The 26,142-nt window shown below is 42.4% G+C and carries 25 protein-coding genes and 6 tRNA genes; 3 read left to right on the forward strand and 28 right to left on the reverse strand.

What is annotated here, in order from left to right; genetic code table 11:
• Positions 1–494: 494 nt before the first annotated feature.
• From QP794_RS19200 to QP794_RS19215, 4 genes are all read right to left on the reverse strand, one after another.
• Positions 495–659 (reverse strand): hypothetical protein, encoded by a 165-nt coding sequence (locus QP794_RS19200; RefSeq protein ID WP_285078504.1) that lies wholly within the window; start codon positions 657–659, stop codon positions 495–497.
• A 1,077-nt stretch (positions 660–1,736) separates the two neighbouring features.
• The gene (locus QP794_RS19205; protein ID WP_285078505.1) at positions 1,737–2,489 is read right to left on the reverse strand and encodes a hypothetical protein; all 753 of its coding nucleotides are present in this window, start codon (positions 2,487–2,489) and stop codon (positions 1,737–1,739) included.
• A 110-nt stretch (positions 2,490–2,599) separates the two neighbouring features.
• Positions 2,600–3,013, reverse strand: coding sequence for a hypothetical protein (locus QP794_RS19210; RefSeq protein ID WP_285078506.1), 414 nt, complete (start codon positions 3,011–3,013; stop codon positions 2,600–2,602).
• Positions 3,000–4,856 carry a DEAD/DEAH box helicase gene (locus QP794_RS19215; protein ID WP_285078507.1) on the reverse strand — a complete coding sequence of 619 codons (1,857 nt, stop codon included), beginning with the start codon at positions 4,854–4,856 and terminating at the stop codon, positions 3,000–3,002. The genes QP794_RS19210 and QP794_RS19215 overlap by 14 nt, the downstream gene beginning before the upstream one ends.
• Positions 4,857–5,591: 735 nt before the next feature.
• Between QP794_RS19215 and QP794_RS19220 the strand changes: the two genes are divergently transcribed.
• Positions 5,592–5,837, forward strand: a complete 246-nt coding sequence (locus tag QP794_RS19220) for a hypothetical protein (protein ID WP_285078508.1) — start codon at positions 5,592–5,594, stop codon at positions 5,835–5,837.
• Between the two features lie 325 nt (positions 5,838–6,162).
• Here the strand turns inward: QP794_RS19220 and QP794_RS19225 are convergent, their stop codons facing one another.
• From QP794_RS19225 to QP794_RS19240, 4 genes are all read right to left on the reverse strand, one after another.
• Complete coding sequence (locus QP794_RS19225) at positions 6,163–6,369, reverse strand: hypothetical protein (RefSeq protein ID WP_285078509.1); 207 nt, start codon at positions 6,367–6,369, stop codon at positions 6,163–6,165.
• A gap of 701 nt (positions 6,370–7,070) precedes the next feature.
• Positions 7,071–7,403, reverse strand: coding sequence for a helix-turn-helix domain-containing protein (locus QP794_RS19230; protein WP_285078510.1), 333 nt, complete (start codon positions 7,401–7,403; stop codon positions 7,071–7,073).
• A 339-nt stretch (positions 7,404–7,742) separates the two neighbouring features.
• Positions 7,743–8,531, reverse strand: a complete 789-nt coding sequence (locus tag QP794_RS19235) for a TrmH family RNA methyltransferase (protein WP_285078511.1) — start codon at positions 8,529–8,531, stop codon at positions 7,743–7,745.
• A gap of 99 nt (positions 8,532–8,630) precedes the next feature.
• The gene (locus QP794_RS19240) at positions 8,631–9,293 is read right to left on the reverse strand and encodes a potassium channel family protein (protein ID WP_192270703.1); all 663 of its coding nucleotides are present in this window, start codon (positions 9,291–9,293) and stop codon (positions 8,631–8,633) included.
• Between the two features lie 184 nt (positions 9,294–9,477).
• On the opposite strand from QP794_RS19240, the gene sspI reads away from it, so the two are divergent.
• Positions 9,478–9,711, forward strand: a complete 234-nt coding sequence (gene sspI, locus QP794_RS19245; RefSeq protein WP_024634144.1) for a small acid-soluble spore protein SspI — start codon at positions 9,478–9,480, stop codon at positions 9,709–9,711.
• 237 nt (positions 9,712–9,948) lie between these two features.
• Here sspI and QP794_RS19250 read toward each other — a convergent pair whose 3' ends face one another.
• The 13 genes from QP794_RS19250 to QP794_RS19310 all read right to left on the reverse strand — a co-directional run bounded on the left by QP794_RS19250 (position 9,949) and on the right by QP794_RS19310 (position 21,269).
• A complete protein-coding gene (locus tag QP794_RS19250) occupies positions 9,949–10,692 on the reverse strand; it encodes a hypothetical protein (protein WP_285078512.1) in 744 nt (247 codons plus the stop codon).
• A gap of 97 nt (positions 10,693–10,789) precedes the next feature.
• Entirely contained in the window at positions 10,790–12,373 is a 1,584-nt protein-coding gene (locus QP794_RS19255) for a peptide chain release factor 3 (RefSeq protein WP_079348967.1), read from the reverse strand.
• A 358-nt stretch (positions 12,374–12,731) separates the two neighbouring features.
• Positions 12,732–13,130: a DoxX family protein gene (locus QP794_RS19260; protein ID WP_024634146.1), complete on the reverse strand. Its 399-nt coding sequence runs from the start codon at positions 13,128–13,130 to the stop codon at positions 12,732–12,734.
• Between the two features lie 327 nt (positions 13,131–13,457).
• The gene (gene zwf / locus QP794_RS19265) at positions 13,458–15,008 is read right to left on the reverse strand and encodes a glucose-6-phosphate dehydrogenase (RefSeq protein ID WP_285078513.1); all 1,551 of its coding nucleotides are present in this window, start codon (positions 15,006–15,008) and stop codon (positions 13,458–13,460) included.
• Positions 15,009–15,254: 246 nt separating this feature from the next.
• Entirely contained in the window at positions 15,255–15,992 is a 738-nt protein-coding gene (locus QP794_RS19270; RefSeq protein ID WP_285078514.1) for a YwmB family TATA-box binding protein, read from the reverse strand.
• 244 nt (positions 15,993–16,236) lie between these two features.
• Positions 16,237–16,905 carry a response regulator transcription factor gene (locus QP794_RS19275; RefSeq protein ID WP_173405263.1) on the reverse strand — a complete coding sequence of 223 codons (669 nt, stop codon included), beginning with the start codon at positions 16,903–16,905 and terminating at the stop codon, positions 16,237–16,239.
• Complete coding sequence (locus tag QP794_RS19280; RefSeq protein WP_024634150.1) at positions 16,847–17,962, reverse strand: sensor histidine kinase; 1,116 nt, start codon at positions 17,960–17,962, stop codon at positions 16,847–16,849. The genes QP794_RS19275 and QP794_RS19280 overlap by 59 nt, the downstream gene beginning before the upstream one ends.
• Before the next feature lie 33 nt (positions 17,963–17,995).
• Complete coding sequence (gene liaF / locus QP794_RS19285) at positions 17,996–18,643, reverse strand: cell wall-active antibiotics response protein LiaF (RefSeq protein ID WP_024634151.1); 648 nt, start codon at positions 18,641–18,643, stop codon at positions 17,996–17,998.
• A 149-nt stretch (positions 18,644–18,792) separates the two neighbouring features.
• Positions 18,793–19,500, reverse strand: a complete 708-nt coding sequence (locus QP794_RS19290) for a PspA/IM30 family protein (protein WP_024634152.1) — start codon at positions 19,498–19,500, stop codon at positions 18,793–18,795.
• 1 nt (position 19,501) lies between these two features.
• Positions 19,502–19,996: a PspC domain-containing protein gene (locus tag QP794_RS19295; RefSeq protein ID WP_285078515.1), complete on the reverse strand. Its 495-nt coding sequence runs from the start codon at positions 19,994–19,996 to the stop codon at positions 19,502–19,504.
• Positions 19,997–20,013: 17 nt separating this feature from the next.
• Positions 20,014–20,250, reverse strand: a complete 237-nt coding sequence (locus tag QP794_RS19300; protein WP_024634154.1) for a PspC domain-containing protein — start codon at positions 20,248–20,250, stop codon at positions 20,014–20,016.
• Positions 20,251–20,254: 4 nt separating this feature from the next.
• Positions 20,255–20,926, reverse strand: coding sequence for a PspA/IM30 family protein (locus QP794_RS19305; RefSeq protein ID WP_024634155.1), 672 nt, complete (start codon positions 20,924–20,926; stop codon positions 20,255–20,257).
• A gap of 34 nt (positions 20,927–20,960) precedes the next feature.
• Positions 20,961–21,269 carry a LiaF transmembrane domain-containing protein gene (locus tag QP794_RS19310; RefSeq protein WP_079348972.1) on the reverse strand — a complete coding sequence of 103 codons (309 nt, stop codon included), beginning with the start codon at positions 21,267–21,269 and terminating at the stop codon, positions 20,961–20,963.
• Positions 21,270–21,791: 522 nt separating this feature from the next.
• On the opposite strand from QP794_RS19310, the gene QP794_RS19315 reads away from it, so the two are divergent.
• Positions 21,792–24,149, forward strand: a complete 2,358-nt coding sequence (locus QP794_RS19315) for a helix-turn-helix domain-containing protein (RefSeq protein WP_285078516.1) — start codon at positions 21,792–21,794, stop codon at positions 24,147–24,149.
• Between the two features lie 185 nt (positions 24,150–24,334).
• On the opposite strand, the gene QP794_RS19320 is transcribed toward QP794_RS19315, so the two are convergent.
• The 7 genes from QP794_RS19320 to QP794_RS19350 form a co-directional block, all read right to left on the reverse strand.
• On the reverse strand, positions 24,335–25,261 hold the full coding sequence (locus QP794_RS19320; RefSeq protein ID WP_285078517.1) for a class I SAM-dependent methyltransferase: 927 nt from the start codon (positions 25,259–25,261) through the stop codon (positions 24,335–24,337).
• A gap of 285 nt (positions 25,262–25,546) precedes the next feature.
• Positions 25,547–25,625, reverse strand: a tRNA-Leu gene (locus QP794_RS19325).
• Positions 25,626–25,639: 14 nt separating this feature from the next.
• Positions 25,640–25,716 (reverse strand) — tRNA-Arg (locus QP794_RS19330).
• Between the two features lie 6 nt (positions 25,717–25,722).
• Positions 25,723–25,797: transfer RNA gene (locus QP794_RS19335), tRNA-Gly, on the reverse strand.
• A gap of 4 nt (positions 25,798–25,801) precedes the next feature.
• Positions 25,802–25,876 (reverse strand) — tRNA-Gln (locus QP794_RS19340).
• A gap of 11 nt (positions 25,877–25,887) precedes the next feature.
• Positions 25,888–25,960: transfer RNA gene (locus tag QP794_RS19345), tRNA-His, on the reverse strand.
• Positions 25,961–25,990: 30 nt separating this feature from the next.
• A tRNA-Trp gene (locus tag QP794_RS19350) sits at positions 25,991–26,064 on the reverse strand.
• Positions 26,065–26,142 lie beyond the last annotated feature (78 nt).

The following is a 26,142-nucleotide window of genomic DNA, read 5'->3' on the forward strand; positions in this document are numbered from 1 at the left end:
ATAGAGATAGTATCTTCTACAGCTGAGGATCAAAAGTAAAAAAAGAATCTTCTCAACCAAAGCACAAGGTTCAACAGGCGTTGCACAAATATAATAGAAACATAGACTGAACAGAATGAAAAACTTGAAAGAGTCCTACACTAAGTTTTGTCTTGAGCTTTTATAATGTCGGGATATACTTCTCGACCTTCCTTGTGGTCTTGCGTTTATATTTTAGAAATGGCATTCCTTGCTTCTTCCAAAGAAACGAGGGGAAATAAGGGTCACATCTATATGAAGAGAGGAAAGGTGGTTTGTGAAAAATTGTCGGATGAATTTATTTTTTATTATCGCCTAAATAGAGCAGTGATTTCAGAGAAAAGTCGAAGTTTTTCAAGAGCAGTTTTTTTTCTGAGAGGATTCTATTTCTAAAATGATTTGATACATTCTTCTTTAATTATCAAATATATAGAAAAAAGCCAGCATTTAAGCGCTCGCTTTTCATTAAAATTCGTTTATTTAACTTTGAGGAATGATGGCATACCGTAGTTTGCCTTCCGTTCGTAAACAACGGTTACTTCGCGATCAGGACCACCATCTGCCGAAGGAGCCATGATTCTCACTTTCGAGAGGTCACCAACTTGCTTTTGTTTAATAAACTCTTTATTGGTTTTACTCATTTTAATTCCCCTCAAAAGAATAATTTAATATGGTAAGCAGTTCTTGAATTTCTTCATGAAAAGTAGAAAACCCTTAAATCGAAACTTCTTCCTGACCTCGGGTATGAAGAATGATAACAATTTACCCAAAGGATAACACAATACATTTTCATGTGCAAATGCAGCTCTACTCTAGTCGAAAAACTTGAGTGCGTATTGTCATCGCCCACTTCAGCCGAACGTTTCTTGGAATAACTACACATTAAAACCACAAAAGTTTTATTGGAGAGAATGTGTTTTACACTATACACCACTTCATGCTCTTCACGTTTTTCATATAGCCCTGAATCCTTTTCTTCAATTTATTCAGGTGCAAAATGAGATCCTCGAACTACTTCCACCATAATGGCCGTACTGAAAAAACCTTGAGGCTTTAAGTTCTTCAGCCAAATTAAAGGCTGAGTTGCGTAATGTAAGCTTTGCCTATGCCCTAAGCAGCGAAGTCTCCTGAAGAACACAGTGCCAACCCAACGCCTGTGAAGTGAATTGTTTCTGCTTTTTGTTTGATTTAATCCGATATAACTTGTAATGCAGGATGCAAGGCATCTGCTGCGTCCACCTGAAAATAGACAAAAGGATTTCTGCGGTAAAAGAAGGTTGGTTCAGAAGGATTAATCGATGAAATCGCTTTTCAACTTCAAATGGTATGGAAAAATGGTAAATAATAGGGAAGGTTCTCAGTCGGATATCTATAATCAAATCTTGACTGCACAAACAAGAATCATGAGGAATAAGCTCAGTATAACGTTACCATAAAAGCACAATTAGAAGAACAAGAACAGACTGAGACAACAAGTTTTACATATGAAAAAGTAATCAGTTTACACAAAATAAAAAGCCCATTCTCAAAGTTATGAGACTGGGGCTTTCACTGTAATAGCTTGCCTAAAAAAATCTCTCCTGCACAATTATGTGCGCCATTCTACTTTCAATTCCTCTCAAGACTCTTGTCTGATAAAATATTGATTTATAATTGTACTAAAGAACTAGGACTCCATGTTATCTATGTAGCCACCAATACGCTTCAACTACTTGAGTCTAACTAGAGTTCTTGTCATGTAAGCGATATAAAATATTTTCTAATGTTTCTGTTAAACCACTACGTTTGGGAGCGTGGTTATCAACAATTTGGCGTTGTATGAAACTATACATTTTATTCAATATAGAAAAAATCCCAACAATGAAAAGAGAAACAATAAGGATAACAAGAAATATAAGAATATTTAGCGTAACTTTTGGATAACTCATATTTAAAATATAATAGGGTGAATTCCCTTCTAAATTAAAATAAGTATATATTTGAAAACATAATTGAGTTAAGTTAGGGATAGATATAGCAAGTATGATACTCGGTGCTATTAAAGGCGGTATTTTCCCACGTTCATTATCTTTTTGAAAATCTAAAATCAACCTCTCTATCTTCCATTTCTGATACATATCATGTTCCAATAAATATTCCGTAACCCTAGTAATCCGTATATCAGTGAGGTGTTCACTCCAGGTTTGTGGACTTGAATTAATCGAATTATGCTTCTTAAGTACTTTCATTGCTTTTATATCGAACACTCTATTCATTTTTAAAAATACAATAAAACTCATGGTTGTCAGGAGCCACATCAACATACTCGAAATAAAATCAGTTAGAAACGAACCTACAGCAACTACGCAGACCAATGTTACATTAAAAAACAACATTATCAAAAACAACCTACGAAACCATTGCATATGCCTAAATATAAGCGCATGTGTCGATGCATTTTCTTTGTAATACTCAAACAGTTTTTGTCTCATTTCGATTCCCTCTTAAACGAAATTCTTTTTTCTGTAAAAAAACTAACGACACAAAAAAGCTACTAATACCTTGCAGTCTTTTGTGTCGCGTATGGTAGTACGTAGCTCCATTAACTACCGGTCTGCGATTGGAGTCGTTTAATATTATCCAAGGATAAGAAATTTTCAAGATTAACGTTTGCATCTTTTGCAAATTCAAGAATATTAGTGATAAGCTTACTTCTTTCTTCCTTCCTTGACCAAAGAAGAGTACGTTTCTTTCTTTGAATCTGTACAATTTCTTGAAGGACATTTTCAATGTCATAACTATATTGGTATTCGTACTTCAACTTTTTGTCAGAAAAATACTCCGTATCATAAAAAAACACACTACACTCTATAAGGCCAAATCTTTTTGATATCCGTACTTCGGAGTATCCTTCCTCATAAATATTTGAAGCTAATTCGATTGGTGTAATTCCTGAATTCAAATCTAAGACAATTAATTCCTCTACCATTTTGTTTAACTCATTAAGATATTCCATTCAAAATCCTCTCCACTTCTGCTCTCAACTCATCCTCCAAGTAAGTCTGAGCATTGATTAAATCTTCAATTTCCATTATATCTCTTCCTGCAAAACGTTTTTTTATCTTAGTATTCATAAAAATAACGAGCACACCATCATTTTTAGTATTAGGTTTCACATAACTTGGTAGAAATTTGCCCATTTTCCCAAAGAGTTGATTGTCCTTCGCCTCAATTCCACTCTTCTCAAGAGCCACAATCGCAGTTAGCTGAACCTTTTCAGTAAGGAGTTTTCGAATCATTTTCCGACGTTCCAGAGGCCTTTTCTCATTATACAGATGGCTGAACTCATCTGTTTTCGCCCTCATATTTTTTCGTGTTAGATTTGCTAAAGTTTCTTCAATAATTTCATCATCAAGTCCTATTTCTTGCAACTGTTTTCGTTTAGTTTCTTTTTCTTCATCAATTGAATTTTTTGCTTTTTCAAACTCTACTTGAAAATTGATTATTTGACTAAATGAATCAATCGCTGCAGAAGTATTTCCACCTAACCTTACTTCACCATAAATCGTTTCCCGATGATCAAAATCATAGTCAGTAGGTTCAATTTCTCTAACCTTTCTGTACTTTCCTATATCCTCAAGTTCTTGCTTAAAATAACTCCACAATTCCTCTAAACCTAATTCTTCATGATATATTACTAGAGCATTATTGTCGATTTCATATTTTGTAATTTCCTCATCTGGAATAGCTCGTAAGACACGACCAATCACTTGTGCGAATCTGTTCAGACTCTTGTACGGCCTGAACAAAGCTGCGACAGTTAAATATTTATGATCATATCCTTCACCCATCATATCTACGTTTACAACTACATCAACTTTATGCTGCTCAATCTCTTTAAACTTGCGATCTTGTTCCTCAGGAGTCTGTTTACTATGAATAAGAACGGCCTTTAGGCCCTCATCTCTATATAGCGCCTCTACTTGTTGAGCGTGTTTGATACTACACGCGGATGCCATAATTTTGTGAGGCACCTGAGGAGAAAGCCCTTTTAGAATATTTAGTTCTTCTATACTTCTTCTAATAATCTCTAAAGAACATGAATCAGACATAGCAACTGATTTTTGAACCCACGCGCTATCCCTAAGTTGCTTGGCTTCATCTAAAGATAGAATGGTTCCATCTGCTAGATAAAAATTAATTTCCTCAGATTGAACTGTTTTGTTACGTAACCATTTTACATAACGTTTTTCCATAACCTCTGACAATTTCGTTTCATGTATTCTTTTCCCCGGAACAATTACACCATCACCTCGATAAGGCGTACCTGTTACATGCAAAACTTTAGCTTCTGGAAAATATTCAATTGCTCTTGTCCAAGATTCTGCAGCTGCATGGTGCGCCTCATCAACTATAATCATATCAAAATGATTAGGAGCAACACGGCTCAGTAGACCATTAGTCGAGCTAATTCTCTGAACGTTAGTATATATAATGTCTGCACTGTTAAGTTCACTATCTAATACATCATTTTCAAAAGAGATAAGCGTGGGGTTATCTTCAATATTGAATAATACATTAGAGTTGATCCAAAAATTTTCATCTAACGTTTCAATAGTCTTGGCTATGCTTTTCTTCGTAACGTGTCCAGGCGTTATTATTAGTACTCTCCCCTTACAAATTCCGAATGGTGCAATAGCAATTAGACCACTTTTTCCTGTGCCTGTGGGGAGCACAACTAAAGCTTCTTCATTGGCACCATTACTAAAATGAGCCTGGATTTTCAAGTAGGCCTCGAGCTGTGGCTGTCTAAGACTACCGTTACCTTCTATGAAGTATGGAGTATCCATAAAATACATTTTCTAATCACATCCTTTTTCATGTTATAGTCCATATTCTGTATGTAAAACTAAACTTCTACGATATTCCAATTCTATCTTAATAGTCCAAAAGGCTCAATAGAAGCTTCAATAATTTTAAAAACGTAGATTAAAGTTGACTTGTTTAACATTTATGATCTTTAAGTTATCTTTTCCCGTTAGCCTAACGAAAACAGTGCCACTGTCTTAAGCTGGATTTTTTTGTACAGTTCAGCTAAATTCTCATATAGTTTAACTCGCGATTTGAGAGCTTCTTGAGAACTCGAAATGACAAGTTGTAAATTGTTAGCAAGCAAATCTAATTGTTGCTTCAATTCGTTTTATGCAACGATAAATAATTCTAGACCATTTATTTAAGTTCATTAGATAACTGGACAATATCAAAGGCTTTTACGTCTTTAGGTCCCGCAGGGTTACACATAAATTCAACTTCTCTTTAGCGGCAAAATGAGTACTGTATGAGCTTGAGCCTAACATCAAGATACAACTCTTCCTGCCAAAAACACATTTGCAAATGAAACAAGCAGCCGATCATGATCAGCTGCTTTCTTTAAACTCAGTACATATCGTTTCTCGTAACTTAATTAATAGGATTGGTCAACATGCTTAGATTATTTAAACATGATCTAGCACTATCGTGGAAAAGGACTTTGTAAATTGTTGTCGAATTGATGTAATTTGGAACCTAAATATAAAACTAAGGAGGTAAAGGGTATGAGTGAATCGTTAGGAATAATTGAAAAATACGACCGAGAAATTAATGATATCGGCTATAAACTGAAAAACCTTGAGAACGGTCGTTATTATGAAAATTCTGGTGCTCAAATGGACGGATACCTTGCAACAAACATTCAACAACTTAGAAAAATGATTGCAGAACTGATTTCTAAGATTGACAATCAAAGTCCTTCAAGGACGGAGGAATTATTAGAAGCCTTAGGTAAAATAGATAGACCTTAAACTGAGATGGGAGCAGTTAACCTCATTTTTAGTTCAAAAATGAGAATCATCTTTCAGATATCTGCCTCAGCTTTTACAACCCATAATTATCCAAGGTGTCAGGACGATATAGTCCAAAGCTGTTCTTCTCTTCTTTGAGTTTATTTCTACCTTTCACCACTGTATAGCAGCATTTAGCGTGGTATGGTAAAGTAGAGGCGTTCACGTTCAGGTATACCAAAGTTATGACCTGAGATACTAGAATGCTTTCAAACAATTCTAATAAAAGACCTTCTAAAAGAAGGTCTTTTATTGAGAAAATGATATAAGCAACCTTTAATAAAAATTAACTCATTCTATTCTCTCTTCTTAAAGAATTAGGAAGCATCAAATCGATTTCCTTTTCAGAAAATGTCTGTTCTTTTTCTGTTTTCAATGATTTCTGCGCTTGTTTATAACTCTTAGCATCTGTTTTTGTTGACTGAGCATATATTTCTGCAGTTCTATTCTGAAGATCATCTCTTAGCTTTCTTAATTCTTGGGCTTCTAGCAATTCAAAATCTAAGTACAGAAATATATTCCTCTCGTATCTTTCAAAGGGCATCAGCAGCCTTTTGATGAGATTGTGCCGTTTCAACGAGGTCAAAATTTCGTTTCTTTCGATTTATAATTCAAACTGAAATATTCTGAACATAAAAAGGGCAGCAGCTTATATTTTGTCAGCTGCCTTCCTGAATGTATTGAACTAATGTTCCCCTTAGCTTAACGGTTAAAACCCTTGTCTTAGTATATTTTCTTTAATAATTCCTTTTGCATGGGTTTAATATTGATGATACTGCTAATGCTTTTTGCCTTTATTTCGGCATCCTCAAACCTACTTTCCCACCCTAGCTCTAACAATAACCCGGCTGCAACGGTTCTCGTTCTACATTTGCCTCCTCCACAGTGAAAGGCAACTTACTTAGCGGCGTTATACGTTCAAACAACCTCATCAATTACTTTTTTGAAAAGCTCGGCTTCATGTTCTTTCGTATCGTCATCAAGCGGAACCTTTACCTACTTCACATAATCTACTGGATACGACCAACTCTGTTGCTTCTTCCCGAAGATCCACCACAACCTTTAATTCCACAACTCTGAGTAATCATTAAGCAGTGTCCTTCCGTCTAATTTTAGATAGAATTTATGGTGAACTTTGGATTTCGATCTTTCACTCTGGTTATTATAAACAAATCGATTTCAGATCTCATGCTGTCACTTTAGTTTTAAATTTAAAATACCTTCTAACTCTTCTTTATCCTTCTTATTTAACTTTCTAAGATCTGCTATAAATCTTGATTCGAAATCATCCAGCTGGACACTAAAAATTTGTTTACTTTTATTTGAATCATTCTCAAACATAAACCACTCCAAATCAATATTAAATTTCTTTCTTAATGCGATTACAGTATCCACTGACGGTTTGTATTTATCTTTTTCTAGCTCACTTAATGCTCCTTGTGAAACACCGATCATCTGTGAGAATTCAGTTTGATTGAGTTTGTTCAATTTCCTAATATATTTTAACTTTTCTCCTATAGTCGTCATTTGTTCCACCTTCTATCCCAAAAAGTAATAAAACAAAAAAAACAGCCCTAAGAGATGAATATTAGGACTGTTCAAGTTAGCAAAAGATTATTAAGTTTGACCCGAGGTTGTTTATCTCACATCATCGTATAATAAATGCCTAATCCATTTTTAACGCAAAATCAAGACAAATTAAATCAGTAGATGTTAGACCTACGATGCATTATTGTATATAAATACCGCCATTACTGGCTTTACGACATTTTCCCAGTCTCATTTTGATGTTATAAGCTGTCTCAATCGATAATATAACTAGTCTCAATTGATGATATAAACCACAGGACAGGAATTATTTAATGTTTAAACCATCCGCTGCCTCATCGCCTCGAACAACAAAATCGTGGCCGCCATCGCGGCATTAAGCGACTCAGCCTTTCCCTGCATCGGAATCGTAATCGCATCATCCACCAGCCGTGCTGTGGAGTCCGATATGCCCTTGCCCTCATTACCGATCACTAGCCACACTGATTGTGTAAAGTCATAACTGTAGCACGAATACTCTGCCTGCAAAGACGTACTAACCAACTTTACACCCGCAGCCTTTGCTTCAGGCAGCAACGATTCCAACGGACCTTCTACGATTGGTAAATGGAACAATGACCCCATCGTCGAACGAATCGTTTTCGGATTATAGACATCGGCACAACCCGCACCGAGCACTACACCTGCCGCTCCTGCTGCATCCGCACTGCGAATGATCGTCCCTACATTACCGGGGTCCTGAACATTGTCCAATACCACGACCAGCCCCTTGGAGGAAGACAACAAGTTTTGCAGCGGCTCACGACCTTTATGTACAACGGCAAAAACAGGTTGGGGTGTCATCGTATCCGTACACTTGGCAATAACCGCAGGAGATACACTGACCCATTCCACACGCTGAAGTGGAGCCTCCAGTCCAGCCAGTTCCTTGGGTACACCCTGCGCCCCATCGTAAACGACACATTCCAGATCTGCCCCGGCACGCAGCGCTTCCTGTACGAGATGAATGCCTTCAATAATATATTTATGTTGACGGGTACGATGCTTTTTCTCCAGCAGCTGTGCCCATTCCTTCACACGTGTATTTTGCGGTGATACAATATCCATCTTTCCATCCTTCCCGTCTGCGGGATTTTTTATCAACAGTACATGACGAATTAAAATTTTCCGCCCAAAGAATGCTCCATCATCCCATCAAGTTACTTATCACTTTGGATATGCCAGCTCCATTTTCGTCAAATGGTCCTTATGACCAACGATAATCAGTACATCCCCATCCTCGATCCGATCCTCGGCATACGGAGAGATATTCATCGAATTCCCACTGCGAATCGCCATTACGTTACATCCAAAACGTGCACGAATATTGAGCTCCAGCAGATTTTTACCAATCATTTGCTCGGACGCTCTCATCTCCAGAATGCTGTAATCCTCAGATAACTCAATGTAATCAAGAATATTGGGAGATGTCAGATGATGGGCTACACGCAGTCCCATATCCCGCTCAGGGTAAATGACCTTGTCCGCACCAATCTTCTGCAATACTTTACCATGAAGCTCATTTTGTGCTTTTACGATCAGAACAGGCACACCCATATCCTTCAGAATAAGGGTCGTAAGAATACTCGACTGAATATCTTCACCGATCGCCACAACGACGACATCAAAATTCCGTATGCCCAGCGCTCGCAGCGCTTCTTCATCCGTTGAATCTGCCGATACGGCATGTGTCACCACATTGGACATTTCCTGTGTCCGCTGCTCGTCCGCATCAATTGCCAGTACGTCGAATCCCATACCGCTCAGCGCATTGGCTACACTTGAACCAAACCGTCCCATGCCAATTACGGCATATTGTTTCTTTGCCATTAGGGTCTAACCTCCCGCTGCACTTCAGCATTACGCATCTATTGTTAGTCTCTTTTCAATTAAGGGGGTGAATATTCACTTAAATATCCTTCGTAGTATACCACAAAGCCCAATAAACTTGAATGCGCTCACGCTTCCTAGGGAACAGTATTAGAGCAGCCGAATATACGAGGAGGGACTTGCGATGCCAATTACATTAAGCCTGCGTGAAGCGATTGTTCATAAGGTTCATGACAAAAGTGATGATCAGCTCAGGGAGATGATCGAAGGTTCTGTAGATGGACCGGAAGCAGCATTACCCGGACTTGGTGCCATTTTCGAAATGATCTGGAAGAACACAGAACCTGCGAAGCAGGAAGAATTAATCCAAATCGCGCAGGAGCATCTGCACACCATTCCCGTTCAACCCATCAGTTAATTGAAGCCTTGGAGGGAAAGGTACCATCATCACGTTGTTCTGTCTGCAAAAGAAAGCTTTTGTCTCATTGGTCTGGATCATACCCTGCTCCAAGAGCAAGGTAGTTAATCCCCTTAGGCTAATTAGGCTCCCCTAACCCAAACAAGGTACAGCCACTGAGCAAAACTCAGGAAGCTGTACCTTGTTTGTATATGTCTGATGCTCCTAAGAAAATCAGTCGCCGCTGGAAAAAGATGTTCAATTAAAAAATTTAGCGATTTTATCAAACAATGCCGTTATTTCTTCATCTCCTGCAGTGGTGGCGTCCGTATTTCCCCATACGTTCTTAAGTGCAGAAATCAGATCATTTTCTTCATCCTCACCCGAAGATGCTGATCCTGATCCGACGCTGGAAATAAGATTTTGCAACTCACGCAGCAAAGACTTCTGTTCATCCACAGTAAGCTCATTGTTCAATGTGCTATCTTGATTTTCCTCGTTAGCAGTGTCTTGAATATTCCATGCAAATGGCGGCATAATCCCACCCATAGCTTGCATCATTGGAGGTGTTCCATTGCGATCCGAACGCAACGAATCATTTGCGGGTGGAGGTTCAGGACGTTGACTTTGGAGCATTTCAGCTACCTGATCAAATAGATCGGATATATCCTCTTCCGTTGCTGCTGAGAGATCCTGACTGGATAACAAGTCAGATATTGAAACCAACGGGTTCACCGTGCTGCCAGCAATGTCATCTGTTGCTGCTGAAGCGCCCGATGAAGTCAGGTAACTTTGCAGATCAGATAACAGTGATTTCTGTTGATCCGTAGTCAGTATAAACGCGTCCTCGCTTCGATTGTACGTTCTGCTGTAGTTTTCTGTTGGGAGTGGGGCCTGTACTCCTCCGGCATATTCTGCAAATTCTTTACTTAATTCAAGTGAATCAGCGGCCTTTCTTTGTGCAGTGTCGTAGTCCAGGCACGTGAAACCTGAAAAATACATAGAGCTAAAATTGAACGACAAAAATGACCTAACCCCCTCTAATCAGGAATTTAGGTCATTTTCTTCTGCTGTCTTTAGTATTGTAGGAAAAATCGGCTTATGGAGCTGTCTCCAGGAATTTCGCTGTCGGATTTTTGTCCATTGCGGTTCTCATCGCGTATTCATTTTCGAACAGTACAACATAGTTCCCCTTTTTATCTTTCACAAGAGCGGAGTTGATCCGGAATTTACTTGGGTCCAGATTCTCGTCCACGATCCAGCGAGCGAATTGATAAGGCATGCGCTGTAACTGCACGTCTACCCCGTATTCGCCTTTCATCCGGTATTCAAATACCTCGAATTGCAGCTGACCGACTACGCCGAGCAATGTCTCGTCGAAGCTCACCGTATTGAACACCTGAATCGTACCTTCTTCGGTCAACTGGTCAATCCCTTTTTGGTATTGCTTATGCTTCAATGCATTTTTAACGGTAACTTTGGCAAAAATCTCAGGTGAGAACGTAGGCAATTCGTCGAAAATAACCTCGCTGCCTTGGCTCAATGAATCGCCTATCCGGAAAATACCCGGATCGAATAGACCAATAATATCCCCTGCGTAAGCCTCTTCTACAATATCCCGGTCCTGCGCCAAGAATTGCTGTGGCTGAGACAGCTTGATCTCTTTGCCCACACGATTATGCTTCACGCTCATACCGCGTTGGAACTTACCGGATACGATCCGCAGGAATGCGATACGATCCCGGTGTGCCGGGTTCATGTTTGCCTGGATTTTGAAGACGTAACCACTGAATTTCTCATTCGTCGGCTCAATCTCACCCGCTGTGCTGCGACGTGGTTCCGGCTTCGGTGCGAGTTGCAGGAAGTTCTCTAGGAACGTCTGCACGCCGAAGTTATTGATCGCACTACCGAAGAATACAGGTGTCAGTTCACCGCGCTGTACCTTCTCCATGTCGAACTGGTCTCCTGCAACATCCAGAAGCTCCAGGTCCTGACACAGTTGATCATGCAGATAATCTCCTGCCATCTCACGAATGATCGGATCTTCGTAACCTTCTACCTTTTGAACTTTAATCGTCGAGTGATCGTCCCCTTGGAACAACTCCACCTGACTTTTCATCCGGTCATACACACCACATAGCTCACGACCTGTACCAATCGGCCAGTTCATCGGTACGGAGCGAATCCCCAGTACGTTTTCGAGTTCTTCCATCAGATCAAATGGACTTTGTCCTTCACGGTCCAGCTTGTTGATGAATGTAAAGATCGGAATACCGCGCTTCGCACAAACCTGGAACAATTTGATCGTTTGCGCCTCGACGCCTTTTGCCACGTCAATCAACATGACCGCACTATCGGCAGCCGTCAGTGTACGATACGTATCTTCACTAAAGTCTTGGTGACCCGGTGTATCCAAGATATTGATGCGATGACCCAGGTAATCAAACTGCATAACGGAAGATGTTACCGAGATCCCCCGCTGTTTCTCAATTTCCATCCAGTCACTTGTTGCATGTTTGCTTGCTTTCCGAGCTTTTACTGTACCGGCAAGGCGAATCGCGCCCCCGAACAGCAACAGTTTCTCGGTCAATGTCGTTTTACCCGCATCCGGGTGAGAGATAATGGCAAACGTCCGGCGTTTGTCCACTTCCTGTTGAAGAAGGTTATCTGCAGCTTTGCTCATAGATTCTATCCCTTTCGTCCGTTCATTCACGTTAATCCGGCGAGGCCGGTCTGCCATTCAATCTTTATGCAATCCGGCTATGCCGGTTGATTGTACATTTCGCATTTCGCTCACTAGGCATTTAGCATCCTATGTTAATTTTACACATTTACAACGGAGTTCATCCTCCCTAAGCATTGTGCTTTCATTCATGCCGTAGACCTGAATTATAATCCAACTTTCCTATTGTACCATAATCTTTACCGAAAATAACCGATTACGTACAGCAGATTCTTCTCTTTTCCGATTGCAAAAAAAGAGCACCCTTCCGCCATCATTATGGCATCCAGGTACTCATTATTCATTTCGCTTCTCACTCTTAGAAAATTAATGCGTCCAGCGCGTATTGTCCTCCACCTGTCAAAGCCAGTGCTACACCAATTACCAGAATTGCGAGGTTATATTCAAATCCGTTCTGTGTGGACCAGTATCCATTCGCACCATGAACCTTCACAATGGCAATGACCATAGTCAGAGCAATCAGAATGCCGCCTACCGGTGTAAGCAGACCCAGAGCCAACAGCAATCCACCGCCGAATTCAGCCAAACCTGCCAGCAGTGCTACCAATGCGCCGGGCTTCATCCCCATCGATTCAAACCATCCACCTGTTCCCTTGATGCCGTATCCCCCGAACCATCCAAACAGTTTCTGAGCCCCGTGCGCCATGAACGACAATCCAATCACCAAACGAATCAACAACAATCCTACATCCAACATTTTCTTTTCCTCCATTCAATATATACAAAATAGTATTCTTAGATTAAAGATATTATGCTAAATTTTTTTCTTCATGATGTAGTTCGTAACCCCTGCACCTGGTTCACACTTTATCTCATGAATGATGTACTTAGCCGATGGATTCATCGGGTTTCGTATGTCTTTGCGTAATTTCTTTATCTCTTTGTTGAGTATAAGTTATATACTTACTTTTTGTCAACAACTTAATTTTAATTATTTTATCCTTTTTACACTCTCATTTCTCCGTCACAAAAAAAGCCTGGAAAGTTCGCTTATCCGCGTCCTTCCCAAGCCTTAACTCAGCATTTAATTGTTCACTTGCCAGACGACGCTGTCCTCGTCCTGACCGTTCACCGGCCACCAGTGGAACCCGTCCTGCTCGAGCAGTTTTCCAGTCGCTTCTGGCCCCCACGTACCTGCTGGATACGTGTGCAGCTCTCCGTGGTTCTCTGCCCAAGCCGCCGCGATCCGGTCAACGAAGGACCATGCTGTAGCAACTTCATCCCAACGGGTAAAATAAGTGGAGTCTCCTTCTGCTGCATCATGCAGTAGACGTTCATACGCCTCCGGCGAGTTGATTCCAATCATGCAGCTCTGACAGAAGTCCATTGCAAGCGGCTGAATCTCGGAATCCGAACCCGGCTTCTTGGCATTGATTTTAATATAAATGCCTTCCATCGGATTTACCCGAATCACGAGCAAATTCGGCTCCAGCTTGTACTTTTTGCCCAGATAGACGTTGCTCGGCATGGATTTGAATTCAACCACGATCTCCGTCGTTTTCACCGGCAGACGCTTGCCTGTCCGAATATAGAATGGCACACCGGCCCAGCGGAAATTATCCACAAATACACGTGCGGCAAAGTACGTTTCCGTATTGGATTCCGGATCAACCTTGTCCTCCTGACGATAACCGGGAAGCTGCTTTCCGCGATACTCCCCTTCGGTATACTGCCCGCGCACAACGTTAGTGCTTACTTCTTCATTTGAGGTGAACGCACGCAGAGAACGCAATACCTTAACCTTCTCATCACGGATATCTTCCGGGAACAGACGACTTGGCGGCTCCATAGCAATCATCGTCAGCATCTGCAGCATATGGTTCTGTCCCATATCGCGCAATGCACCCGAGTGATCGTAGTACCCACCGCGCTCTTCCACACCAACCGTCTCACCCAGGGTAATCTGAACATTGGCAATATGTTTATTGTTCCAAAGCGGCTCGAAAAAGGCATTTCCAAAGCGTATCACTTCGATATTCTGCACCATTTCCTTGCCCAGATAGTGGTCAATCCGATAAATCTCTTCCTCACGGAACACTTCACGGATCTGCTCATTCAGATGCTCTGCAGATTGCAGATCATATCCAAATGGTTTCTCAATCACAAGTCGATTCCATCCGTGGCTCTCCAGCATTCCGCCATCACGTAAACTATATGAGACGCTACCGAACAACTCAGGTGCCAGCGCCAGATAGAACAGGCGGTTACCCGGTGTATTAAACTTCGCTTCCAGACGCTCAGTCTGCTCACGCAATTCTTTGAACCCGTCCACGTTCTTGATATCTAGTGATTTATACTCAAAATGTTCGACAAAAGCATTCCATTCCTCAGGTTCCCCCGCTGGATAGCGACAGAACTCTTTAATGGATTCATAGATGTCTTCCCGGAATTCTTCTGGTGACCTCGGACGACGTGCTACGCCAATAACCGCAAAGTCTTCGGCTAACTTGCCTTCGCGGTAGAGACTGTAGATTGCCGGAAACAGCTTCCGGCGGGCCAAATCACCCGTTGCTCCAAAAATGAAAAATACTGCACCTGGTGTCTGCACTTCATCTTGCATTTGTTTTTCGACCATGGGCTCCTCTTTCTTTCCGGGAAGACATCTCCACACTCTCCCCGAGCTATGTAATGGTGTTATATACGCAACATACAACCGTCAATTACCAGCAAATTTCCTTCTTGATGTGATGCCATTTTAGCATAAAGCCCGCAGGCTTGCACTAATTTTCCCGAGAAATGTTGTCAATATTTTTCCACTATTCATGGAAAATTCAACTATAAAAATTCATGATCAAGCTTATAAATTCGCTTTAATATGGTATTAATATTCAATCGTGATTACCGGGAAACCTACTGTAACTCGATTAATTCCTTGCTCATCATCCTGGTGAACCGCAAGCTGCATGTTCAAGTGATGCGAACCACTCCTGATCGCTATGGGCAGATCGGATGCCTCATAAGATACGCTGGCAGTGCTGTTATCCGTATAACGTTCTAACGCTCGCATGTCCATACCTCCAGACAGCTGTTCCTCGATAAGCTGCACTTGACCGCTGGCGTCACTTACCGTTACCCCTGTGCCCTGTACAGCGAAATTCCATGCTGCCTTCATTCCTGAGTCTGTAAGCAACTGGGATACCTGTTCATGTAATGCTGTCAATAAACGCTGGTCTGTATATTCATTGCCTGATAACTGAACGATTGCGTAATATTCGTTTTCCCCTGTAACGACAACATTGACCAGAATGCCTGCCTGATGCGCATCAGCAACCCGCTCACTGCGATACACATCATGCCCTGTCTGAAGAACGCGTTCAGGCTGTTGCAAGCCCACCCGGTAAGCGAGCAGCTCCGCTTGCTCTTTTGCGTCTCCATGGCCTTCTCCTTGCCATTTAATGACTAGACGCTCCACATGATCAATGGCTGTATCTGCGGTCTTTATCAATTGCTCCAGCTTGTCTGCTTCGGATTCCGTCTTTTCAGCGTACACATGAGTCATACCTACAAGTATAATGATTGCCAATGCCAATATGCCTGCCGTCATCCATCGATTTAACATTCGACTCCTCCACTCTTTCTTGCATTCTATGAATCTATCAACAGCATGCCCCCATTCCTCATTTGCTAAACTTCTTTTTGACACACAAAAAAAGCCCCATCAACCCTCTTTCCTGGCTGATCGGACCTCTAATAACAAAGCATGGGTAGAACAACGCTTCCGCATGCGATTTCCCTCGGTTCACTTCGTTCCCTGAACTACTCTAATATCCAATGGAGCATGCTTAAAATGAGCACTTCACGTTCTACTCCGCAAGTCCATTCTTATATGCATAAATGGCTGCCTGTGTACGGTCATCCACGCCAAGTTTGGCAAGTATGTTCGTCACATGGAACTTGACCGTCTTGATTCCAATAATCAGATCATCTGCGATGTCCTGGTTTGACTTACCTTTGGCTACCAACCGGAGTACATCCATCTCCCGATCAGTCAATTCCTCATGAGCAGGTGTGGCTGCCTGTGGCTGTCGGAAACGATTCATCATTTTGGAAGCCACTTGTGACTCCAGAACCGACTGCCCCCGAGCTGCAGCACGGATCGCATCTGCTACCTCATTGGCTCTGGATGTTTTCAGCAGATAGCTGAACGCTCCTGCCTCAATGACCGGATACATTTTTTCATCATCCAAATAACTGGTCAGCACAATGACCTTGCATTCCGGATACATTTTGAGCAGCTGCCGGGTGGCTTCAATCCCGTCCATTCCTTCCATCACAAGATCCATCAGGACTACATCAGGTTTATACTCCTGTGCCAGTCGGATACCTTCCTCACCGCTGCCAGCTTCCCCCACCACTTCAATACCATCTTCGGTATCCAGTACCGCAGCGAGGCCAATGCGTACCATCTCATGATCATCCACGAGCAACACTTTGATCGACGTTTCCGCTTCCGTCTCTATTCCCATCTCCATTGACATGTTCTTCCTCGCTTTCATCGTTCATCAAAGGTATTGTAATCTCAATTCGTGTTCCTTTGCCCGGCGCCGTTACAAATTGAATGGCTCCGCCAATTTCAGTTACACGTTCACGCATATTGGTCAGACCATAGGAAGCCTGTTTCTGATCGTCGAGATCAAATCCCTGACCATCATCACGAATCAGTACCCGAATGGCATCCATCCGGCGCTGAATCCGAATTTCCATCTTTTCCGCCTTTGCATGACGTAATGTATTGGACATCGCTTCCTGAATAATACGGAACAGATGATTTTCAATGCCTTTGATCAAATGAATCTCTTCATCCATTTCGAGCACGATATCCATAGGTACTTTTGTTTTTAACTCCATCACCAGATCACGCAAACCTTGCTCGAGATGTTTACCCTCCAGATAGACAGGTCGCAAATGCAACAGCAACGCTCGCATCTCGGACTGGGCTACTGACGCCATCTCTTCAATCAGGGCCACCTGCCGCTGGGCACGTGCAAAATCCTTTTCCATTCTGCGTCCAACCGCTGTTGCGGTCATTGAAATTGCGAACAGCTGCTGCGATACCGCATCATGCAACTCCCGTGCCAGCCGCTGCCGTTCCTCCACAATGGCCGTTATTCTGGCCTGTTCAGCCAGCTGCGCATTATTGGTAGACAGCCTTTGCAGAGAAGAGACCTGATCTTCCCACTTTTTGCCGATTCGTCCAAGCTGTTCACTTAATCGGCCGACATCATCAATGCCGAGGTCCGGCACAGTACGTGAGAGTGATCCCTTTTCCCATTGCAGCAGCGTCTCTCGCAACAGTTCAAGCCTTCGTTTGACCCGATAACTCTGATAGAATCCGAAGGCCGCACCCATACCGATCAAGAGCAGCAGCAATGCCAGGCCCGATTGAATCAGATGCCTCCACCCTGCAAACGGGGCAAGATAACCATATGTATACAATACATACAAGATTACAACGAGCACAATGAAAACAAGGAGGATCCCTTCACCCATACTTCGGGTTACCATGTCGGTATGTCGTTTTGTCTTCATCCGGGTCTCCTCCTTCTTCACCTATTTAACTTATTACGGATTACTGATGTTTAGGTCGCCAACAATATAAGAAATGACAAATTTTGCTTTATGTTCACTGGACTCATATCCAGGAGTTCTCCATACCAATTTGTTCATCATGCCACTATCCTGTTCGCCATTCACACTTATCCGCCCAAAAAGTACCGTCGCCTCAATCTCAACACCATAATCTTCAGGAAGCGTCAGACGAACATTTCCCATAACACCTTGCAAAAGTACAATCGTTTGTTTTTCTTCCGGAATGGAGAGGGACAAATCGGCATTAACTTCACCCAAGGCATGCCATAGACTCATGCTTCGCAATGTCCAAGGTGTCTGATCCCAATAGTAACGAGCCATAAAATTTTGTTTGCGCATGACATTCCCATGCAGATGAATCTTTTTATTTTTGGAATAAAAATAGGCCAGTGAAGCGAGTACCATCAAAAATACAATCATTAGATTATCGAGCAGCAGCAGAGCGGCTCCAATACCCAGACATCGATAGCCTTTGTGTGTGTCACCCTTTCGAACTTGTACCATACCTATCGTTAACAGAATCAGTGCGGCGACGGTTAGCAGGTTAATATTTCGGTTCAGTAACATGAGCATGCCGATGACAATGATTACAACGGCAAGCCATTGACCCTTCTTATTCATCTCTGCCGCACCTCCTCTGTAAGTTAATCTTCCCAATTCGACGGAAAAGCCATATCAGGTATTGAACACCTGTATGGCTTAACCTTTGTTCTAGAAACCGTTCTTTATTCACGATTTATAGAATATCATATTGTCTGCTGAGCGAACAGTTATTCTTTTGAAGTACCGCCCGTTTCATTCTTGGCACCATTGCCGATTTTGTTTTTTAGAGCTTGCAGTTGTTGATCCACTTTGAATTGTTTTTCAGTATCAACAGGATTGGTGTACGTAGATTGTGTATTACGATAAGGTGCGCGGATCACATCAGCTTCTGCTTCCATTTGCATGATTTTCTCTTCCATGCGGTGGAATCCAAGGGATGCGCCACCACTCTCAATGGAGTGCAAGCTGTTGATTTGAGACATTTGTTTTTTGGCTTTCGCCATTTGTGCACGGGATACGAGTTCATTACGTTTGTTACGCATTTTATAGAACTCATCTTTCATGTCATGCAGCTGTTGCAGCAAATCTTTCGCTTGAGCTTCGGACTGTGCATGAAGTTCTCTGTACTCCGTGATTTTTTGATCGAAGTAGATTTTCTCTTCCAGCAATTTACGTGCCACTTCTTCCTGACCATTAGCCAGTGCAGCCTCTGCCTGAGACTCACGTTGTACCGATGTACGCTCTGCTTCGTCCAGACGTTGTTTCATGCGACGCTCGTTCGCCATTTGTTTGGCGACGGTTACCTCTGCCTCATGAATTTCAGCCTCCATATCACGCAAGTACTGGTTCAACATTACAATCGGGTCTTCCACTTTATCCAACATATCATTTACCGACGCTTTAGTCATATCCTTAATCCGTTTAAATACTCCCATTTTACTTTTCTCCCTTCTCGTAACGAGATAATTTTTGGCGAAGCTCTTCCACTTCTTTTTTCAATGCTTTTTTCTCAATATCTTTCATCATGGAATCAAGTTCACTCTCTTGCTGTGACCCTGCTCCGTAAGCGTTATTGTCGTAAGAACGTGGGCCAGACTGAGGTCTGCTGTTGTAGCCTGGGCCCTGACCGAAGTTTCCAGGACCTTGGTTACGGTTGTTTTGGAAAGGACCTCTTGGCGGCTCATGATCATAGTTGTTGTATCCTTTACCAGGACCGGGGCCCGGGCCGTATGGATCATAAGGTGGATACGGTTCTTTCGGTACCACCAGTGCCGCAATGAAGTAGATTAACAACGACGTGCCGCCAGTGACGAAGATACTGATGACGAAGATGATCCGTAGCAGCGTAGAATCCATGCCGATGGCTTCAGAGATTCCGCCAATCAAGCCGGTCATCATTCGGTCACGCGTTGAGCGGTATAATTTGCTCATGTGCTTACTCCTTTCGTTTACTTGTATCCTCTTACGTGATCAGCACCATAAGTGTATGGATCAGCGTGATGGGATTCTTTTGGCACTACCAATGCAGCGATGAAGTAGATCAGCAATGATGTACCCCCCGTAGCGAAAATACTGATGAAGAAAATGATACGCAGCAGCGTGGAACTAAATCCAAGGTTTTCAGAGATGCCGCCGATCAAACCTGTCAGCATCCGATTGCGCGATGAGCGGTAAAGTTTATTCATGTGTCTACTCCTTTCTGTCATTGTTTAGCTTTTGTTTCAGCCGCTCCAGTTCTTTATCCAGCGTAGAGGATGACATAGTGCCAGAAGTTCCTGCCCCATCCTGACTCATACGCCGTAAATCACGGAGACTTTGTGCCTCATATTCGAGATCAGAAACCTGGTCGTCCAGTCGGTTGAACATACGGGGTACATTCTGACCGTTGTAATGACCTCTCTGATTCATTCGTTGCTGCAATTGGATCGTCTGCATACGAGCGTAATAATATTGGCGCTTGCTGTATACATTCTGATACTCCACTTTCAGCTGGTCGATCTGTTCATCTAGCTCCTGTAAGGCCGCATTGCTTTGTGCATACAATTCATTGTATTGCTCCATTTTTTCCTCGTGGAGGATTTTCTCCTGCAAAGCCAGTTTAGCTAAATGCTCCTCGCCTGCTTTCAGAGCCATGGAAGCTTGTTCTTCCCGTTTGTGTACCATACCTGCTGCCTGATCCGCTTGTTGTTTCATTTGTCTGGTATGGGTTGCATATTGATGACGAAGCTTCTCGGCTTCACCGATGTCTTGGCGGGTCGAGACCAGAAACTGATCAATCAGTTTGACTGGATCCTGACTTTGCTCCAAATGTTCATTCAAATTAGCTACGGTAATATCCCGCATTCGACGAAATACACTCATTTTGTTCTGTCCTCCTTTTCATAATCGTGAAAGCTTAGTAACGGCCACGACGACTGCGATTATTACTCAACATGGAGAATCCGAAGATAATTAACCCAATCGCGATGATCGGTCCGATCAGCCAGGCCAGTTTACCCAGCAATGAGAGGATACCGATGAAGAGAACAATCCATCCAATCAGTACATTTCCTCGTTTAACTCCGTAATACCCAAGCGCAATCATCAGAATCGGAATGAGATAACCCATTAAATGTCCAAGTAGAGGAGTTAACTTTCCGAAAAGGAGGAGTGCACCCAGTGCGATCAGTACAATCGCCCAGCCATTTCCTTTATTCCATCTCATAATTATTGTTCACCACCCTTTCGGTTCATTAATTTTGATTTGTGTGTTTGTTAGTTCGTTTGTTTCTTGTTTAACCTTATGTCCTTATTCTAGGGTAAACTGCGGCTTTTCAAAACAGACCGTGGACGGTTTTTCATCCTAGACTCAGGTCGGGGACCAGGTTAGACCTTTGACTGTCCCTGGATCAGACCAACGACTACTGTACCGAATAAATGCCTTAGATATCTCTTATTAGCTTTCTTCGAACCCGTCTCACCCCGTATAAATATGACGTCTATACCTCTTATCTACGTTCTTCCTCGACTGACGTTTCCCATTACACCTTCCATAAAAATCAGACAAACCCGAAATACATTTTTGAACCTTATTCCTCATCTCAATTCCCCAAAGATTTTTATTACTTTTTTATCCAAATAAACAAAATTTAGATTATTATATATGTAAGCGTTTACTAAAATAGGAAGTGTTACTAATCCAAAAGTCAGGAGTGGACCTGTGCGATCATTCAGCTATCTACATAAAATGATAGTCTTCGGAATTCTGTTAAGTACGCTGCCCATTCTGTTGACTGGTGTCACCGCTTTTATGTATTCTTCGAAACAAACGGAGCTGCATCGTGCTCAAGCCAATAAACAACTGTTAATCCAAATGCAAACCAATGTGGAGCACAAACTTGCAACCATAAGCTATATGCTCGATCAGGCCGTTCGGTCACCGGACACGCTCCATTCTCTGTCCTCCTCTTCGTCGGTACAAGGCACCGGTCCTTTGTTTGCCGAGAAGTTACAGACTGAATTCAAGAATATGAGATCATGGGAGCCTCTAATGGATATTACACTCGTAAATCAGACACAGGATTGGCTTATCGATCATGCTGGCCTTTACCTTAATGCTGATTTTCCAATGGCTTTGCCTATGAAAGACTTGTTATCGAACACACTTACGTCCGGTTGGCAGCTTACACCTTCATCCGTGTTTAACAATAATGAACGCGCAGTGCATTCAGGCTGCATCTACCATATTGCACTTGCCAGATCGATACCCAATGTAAATGCTTCTGATGCTGCCCTGATTGCGGGAATTCCTGCATGTACACTGCAAAAACCACTGGAAGAGGATTCTCCAGACAACGCTGCCGCCGGACTCATCATTTTGAATCGTGAACAACGGATCATGGTCCATCCCGATCCCAAATATATAGGTCAGCCAGTGGCTGCAGCAGGAATAAAAGATAGCGAATCGGGAACCAATTTTAGTGAGCTGTTATCCATACGTGGATTTGCTGCCTCTTCAGGCCAACGGGAGGTACGTATTGCAGATACACATTACTCGCTGTTCTATACGCATTCTGCTCTAAAAGGGTGGACATATATTCTCATTTCGCCTACGAATATTCTAACTCACGAGTATGTTCGGATTGGGTTACACACCATATATATCAGTGTTGCCTTGTTAGTGCTTTCAGTGCTGCTCTCATGGATTGGTTCAAAACAAATGCATATTCCGATTCGCAAACTTCTTATACAACTCGGTGATAAACGCTCACCTAAAGATCGCCTTGAAATCAAGTCTGCACTTCATATGGATGAATTTGAGCAAATCAGAGCCGGCGTTTCCCAGCTATCCGTATCCCAATCCCAGCTTGAAAACAAATTGAATCAATATAAGCTGCAGATCCGCACTCATTTTCTAATTAACCTGGTTCTGGGCAAAATTGCACCGTCCACTCTTCATGACATGCTCATAGACAATGGCTATGATTCACAGCTTCAAGAGTGGCAACAAATAGCCGTCATTACAGTCCAGGCCGATCTCGTGAATCATACCAAATATCATGCCAAGGATCGTGATCTGTTGCTGTTTGCTGTTCAGAATATACTGGAGGAGAGTATTCATGCGGAACAACAGTTACTTCCAGTGGTATATGAGCAGGCTGTAGTTACAATCATCGGTACCGCTGAACAAGATCGTGTTCGTTTTTCACAGCATCTGTATACGATAACGGAACAACTCCAACATCAGATCAGTGAGAGCCTTAGTCTTCAGGTAAGCATTGGCTTTAGTCAGCCCCACACCTCCCTATTTCAAATACCGCAGGCTTATACGGAGGCCCTTGAAGCGCTCAAACATCGAATGAAGCTGGGGGCAGGCATCATCATTCAATTTGAGACGATCGATAATCATACTTCGCATTGGGCGCTACCTTATCCCGAATCACTGGAGTATACGCTGATTCAAAGTATCCAAAACGCCGATGAAGCCCTGGCCCTCTCTCATCTCCATCAGTTGCTTGAAGTGCTGTTTGGCTTGGAATGCACACCGGAAGAATATCAGGTAGCCCTTACCCGATTGTTAACACATATTTTACAGATGATGCAGGAATCCGGTATACGACTGGGGCAGATTTCCAAAGGCCATGGGTCTATTTTCAATGAACTTCATGGTCTTCAGTACGCAGCTGAGGTTGAGCAATGGTTTACAGAACATATCATCATACCGATCATTCTCATCTTGAAGGAAAGACAGTACGCCCAATATCAGCACATATCCGAGAAAATGATTGCCATGATTCAACAAGAATACGATAAAGATCTAACGTTGGAGGAATGTGCATCCAGACTTCACTACAATGCGAACTACCTAAGTAGTGTGTTCCGCAAGGAGACAGGCTGTGCATTCAGTGAGTATCTGACGAAGTACCGCTTCACTATGGCTAAAAAGTGGCTCGACGAAAGCGAGTTAACGGTCAAGGATATCGCCGCACGGCTTCGTTATAACAACCCGCAGAACTTTATCCGTTCTTTTCGAAAATGGGAAGGGATTACGCCCGGCCAATACCGGGAACGTAAGCAGAAGTCAAATGTATCCATGAAGCAGTAAGCAGCTCTTTTGAGGATGAAGTCCGACGGTTCTATCAATTTCCATCTATTAAAAGATGTAACTCTATTATTTAACCCTAGAAAGTTGTTCTATATATGATCATACAAAAGGGAGCCTGTATAACGGCTCCCTTGCAACTACTATTGAATGTAATAAATAAGAATTACATATACTGCTCAAATATTTTACTGGTCTTTGGTACGTACCACTTTCATATTCGGTTGCTCCAATTGAATCAGGATTTTACCGAACTTCCCTCCGCGTGAGAATGCAACCACTCCCTCTTTATACGTGTCTCTGATATATTGCTCAGCTAGGGCAAGTGAACCTTCATCCGTTGGCAATTCGTGTGTGCTTAGCCATTCCTGAAGCTTAACGACGACTTCTTCCACAGACATCTCAAAATAACTTGTTTCTTTAGTAATCAAGGTGGTGTAGGAATAGTCCTTCAGGTACAGCAGCTGTTGTATATAAACCATGTCCCCCTGACTGTAGGACGGATAGACACCCAGTACCTCTTTAAGCTCATCTACTAATGTGTCTTCTTTTGGCCCAGCCATTGTGCTGATATAAACATACTTTCGAGCAGTGCTGATTGCTTGTTCAATTGTTTCCCAATCTGACATGGCCGGGCACATGGAAGCAAATGCGAAGTCATATTTCTTTTCCCAGCCCTTATCGTGAATCGATATTTCCTCAAACCGTTCTGACACAATATCTATACTGGATTGCAAGGATGGAGGAATTGTTTCTTCCATTAATGAATTGAGCACTTCTGATGGCTCTACAGCTGTAACAGTCGCTCCTTTGATTGCAAAAGGGATTGTAAAGATGCCTGACGCTGCTCCAATGTCTAATATCGATAAACCGTTAAAATCCACTCCCTGATTTTCAATCCAGCCTATGATGCGGTCGGTTCGCTGCTTTCCCTTTTCAGTAAACGACTGTTGATGATATTCTCTGGCCCAATGTTCAAATGCTTCTGTCGCATAAAACGCTGCGTTTTTCATATTGTATTTTGAAGTTGTGGACTGATTTCTCCACGCCTCTTCCCATACAGAAAAATCAAATAAAATATCAGAATGCGTAGATACCTGTTTTTCTTCGGACATGTTACTTCACTCCATTTCTATTGTATAAAATATAAAATTCAAAAAGAATAATTTCTTTTTGGTTAAACATTTCTTTATGTGAATTTAAGGGAGCTTCAATATCCATGATTAAACGAAGACAATTAAAAGACTTTACATATCTACAATATACTTATTAGTGGTATGCGTCAATACATAAACAAAAATATTTCCTTCTCCTTCTACAAACTATAATCCAAATAATATCTGCAAATAAAAAAAGCTCATTAGATTTTGCATCTAATGAGCTTTACTTGCTTACTTGAATACCGGCGAGAGGACTCGAACCTCCACGGTTTCCCACTCGATTTTGAGTCGAGCGCGTCTGCCATTCCGCCACGCCGGCATATGAAGTTATAATGGCGCGCCCTGAGAGATTCGAACTCCCGGCCTTTTGATTCGTAGTCAAACGCTCTATCCAGCTGAGCTAAGGGCGCAAATATTGGAGCGGACGACGGGAATCGAACCCGCGACCCTCGCCTTGGCAAGGCGATGCTCTACCGCTGAGCCACGTCCGCATAATGGCTGGGGATATAGGATTTGAACCTATGCATGACGGAGTCAAAGTCCGTTGCCTTACCGCTTGGCTAATCCCCAAAAAACAAAAGGGCGATCGAGGGGAATTGAACCCCCGAATGCCGGATCCACAAACCGGTGCGTTAACCACTTCGCCACGATCGCCATAATACAAATTTGTTCTTAAAAGTTAATTGGCAGGGGCAGCAGGAATTGAACCCACACCAACGGTTTTGGAGACCGTTGTTCTACCTTTAAACTATGCCCCTAAAAACTGGTGGAGGATGATGGATTCGAACCACCGAACCCGTACGGGAGCAGATTTACAGTCTGATGCGTTTGGCCAC

Origin of the sequence: Paenibacillus sp. UMB7766-LJ446, from assembly GCF_030226665.1 — a bacterium.
In the GTDB taxonomy this organism is placed as follows: Bacteria; Bacillota; Bacilli; order Paenibacillales; family Paenibacillaceae; genus Paenibacillus; species Paenibacillus vandeheii.

Excerpts from the sequence above, each read along its gene's own strand:
- QP794_RS19200 (WP_285078504.1), bottom strand. The coding sequence starts at position 659 with ATGAGTAAAACCAATAAAGAGTTTATTAAACAAAAGCAAGTTGGTGAC.
- QP794_RS19205 (WP_285078505.1), bottom strand. The coding sequence starts at position 2,489 with ATGAGACAAAAACTGTTTGAGTATTACAAAGAAAATGCATCGACACAT.
- QP794_RS19210 (WP_285078506.1), bottom strand. The coding sequence starts at position 3,013 with ATGGAATATCTTAATGAGTTAAACAAAATGGTAGAGGAATTAATTGTC.
- QP794_RS19215 (WP_285078507.1), bottom strand. The coding sequence starts at position 4,856 with ATGTATTTTATGGATACTCCATACTTCATAGAAGGTAACGGTAGTCTT.
- QP794_RS19220 (WP_285078508.1), top strand. The coding sequence starts at position 5,592 with ATGAGTGAATCGTTAGGAATAATTGAAAAATACGACCGAGAAATTAAT.
- QP794_RS19230 (WP_285078510.1), bottom strand. The coding sequence starts at position 7,403 with ATGACGACTATAGGAGAAAAGTTAAAATATATTAGGAAATTGAACAAA.
- QP794_RS19235 (WP_285078511.1), bottom strand. The coding sequence starts at position 8,531 with ATGGATATTGTATCACCGCAAAATACACGTGTGAAGGAATGGGCACAG.
- QP794_RS19240 (WP_192270703.1), bottom strand. The coding sequence starts at position 9,293 with ATGGCAAAGAAACAATATGCCGTAATTGGCATGGGACGGTTTGGTTCA.
- sspI (WP_024634144.1), top strand. The coding sequence starts at position 9,478 with ATGCCAATTACATTAAGCCTGCGTGAAGCGATTGTTCATAAGGTTCAT.
- QP794_RS19250 (WP_285078512.1), bottom strand. The coding sequence starts at position 10,692 with ATGTATTTTTCAGGTTTCACGTGCCTGGACTACGACACTGCACAAAGA.
- QP794_RS19255 (WP_079348967.1), bottom strand. The coding sequence starts at position 12,373 with ATGAGCAAAGCTGCAGATAACCTTCTTCAACAGGAAGTGGACAAACGC.
- QP794_RS19260 (WP_024634146.1), bottom strand. The coding sequence starts at position 13,130 with ATGTTGGATGTAGGATTGTTGTTGATTCGTTTGGTGATTGGATTGTCG.
- zwf (WP_285078513.1), bottom strand. The coding sequence starts at position 15,008 with ATGGTCGAAAAACAAATGCAAGATGAAGTGCAGACACCAGGTGCAGTA.
- QP794_RS19270 (WP_285078514.1), bottom strand. The coding sequence starts at position 15,992 with ATGTTAAATCGATGGATGACGGCAGGCATATTGGCATTGGCAATCATT.
- QP794_RS19275 (WP_173405263.1), bottom strand. The coding sequence starts at position 16,905 with ATGGAGATGGGAATAGAGACGGAAGCGGAAACGTCGATCAAAGTGTTG.
- QP794_RS19280 (WP_024634150.1), bottom strand. The coding sequence starts at position 17,962 with ATGAAGACAAAACGACATACCGACATGGTAACCCGAAGTATGGGTGAA.
- liaF (WP_024634151.1), bottom strand. The coding sequence starts at position 18,643 with ATGAATAAGAAGGGTCAATGGCTTGCCGTTGTAATCATTGTCATCGGC.
- QP794_RS19290 (WP_024634152.1), bottom strand. The coding sequence starts at position 19,500 with ATGGGAGTATTTAAACGGATTAAGGATATGACTAAAGCGTCGGTAAAT.
- QP794_RS19295 (WP_285078515.1), bottom strand. The coding sequence starts at position 19,996 with ATGAGCAAATTATACCGCTCAACGCGTGACCGAATGATGACCGGCTTG.
- QP794_RS19300 (WP_024634154.1), bottom strand. The coding sequence starts at position 20,250 with ATGAATAAACTTTACCGCTCATCGCGCAATCGGATGCTGACAGGTTTG.
- QP794_RS19305 (WP_024634155.1), bottom strand. The coding sequence starts at position 20,926 with ATGAGTGTATTTCGTCGAATGCGGGATATTACCGTAGCTAATTTGAAT.
- QP794_RS19310 (WP_079348972.1), bottom strand. The coding sequence starts at position 21,269 with ATGAGATGGAATAAAGGAAATGGCTGGGCGATTGTACTGATCGCACTG.
- QP794_RS19315 (WP_285078516.1), top strand. The coding sequence starts at position 21,792 with ATGATAGTCTTCGGAATTCTGTTAAGTACGCTGCCCATTCTGTTGACT.
- QP794_RS19320 (WP_285078517.1), bottom strand. The coding sequence starts at position 25,261 with ATGTCCGAAGAAAAACAGGTATCTACGCATTCTGATATTTTATTTGAT.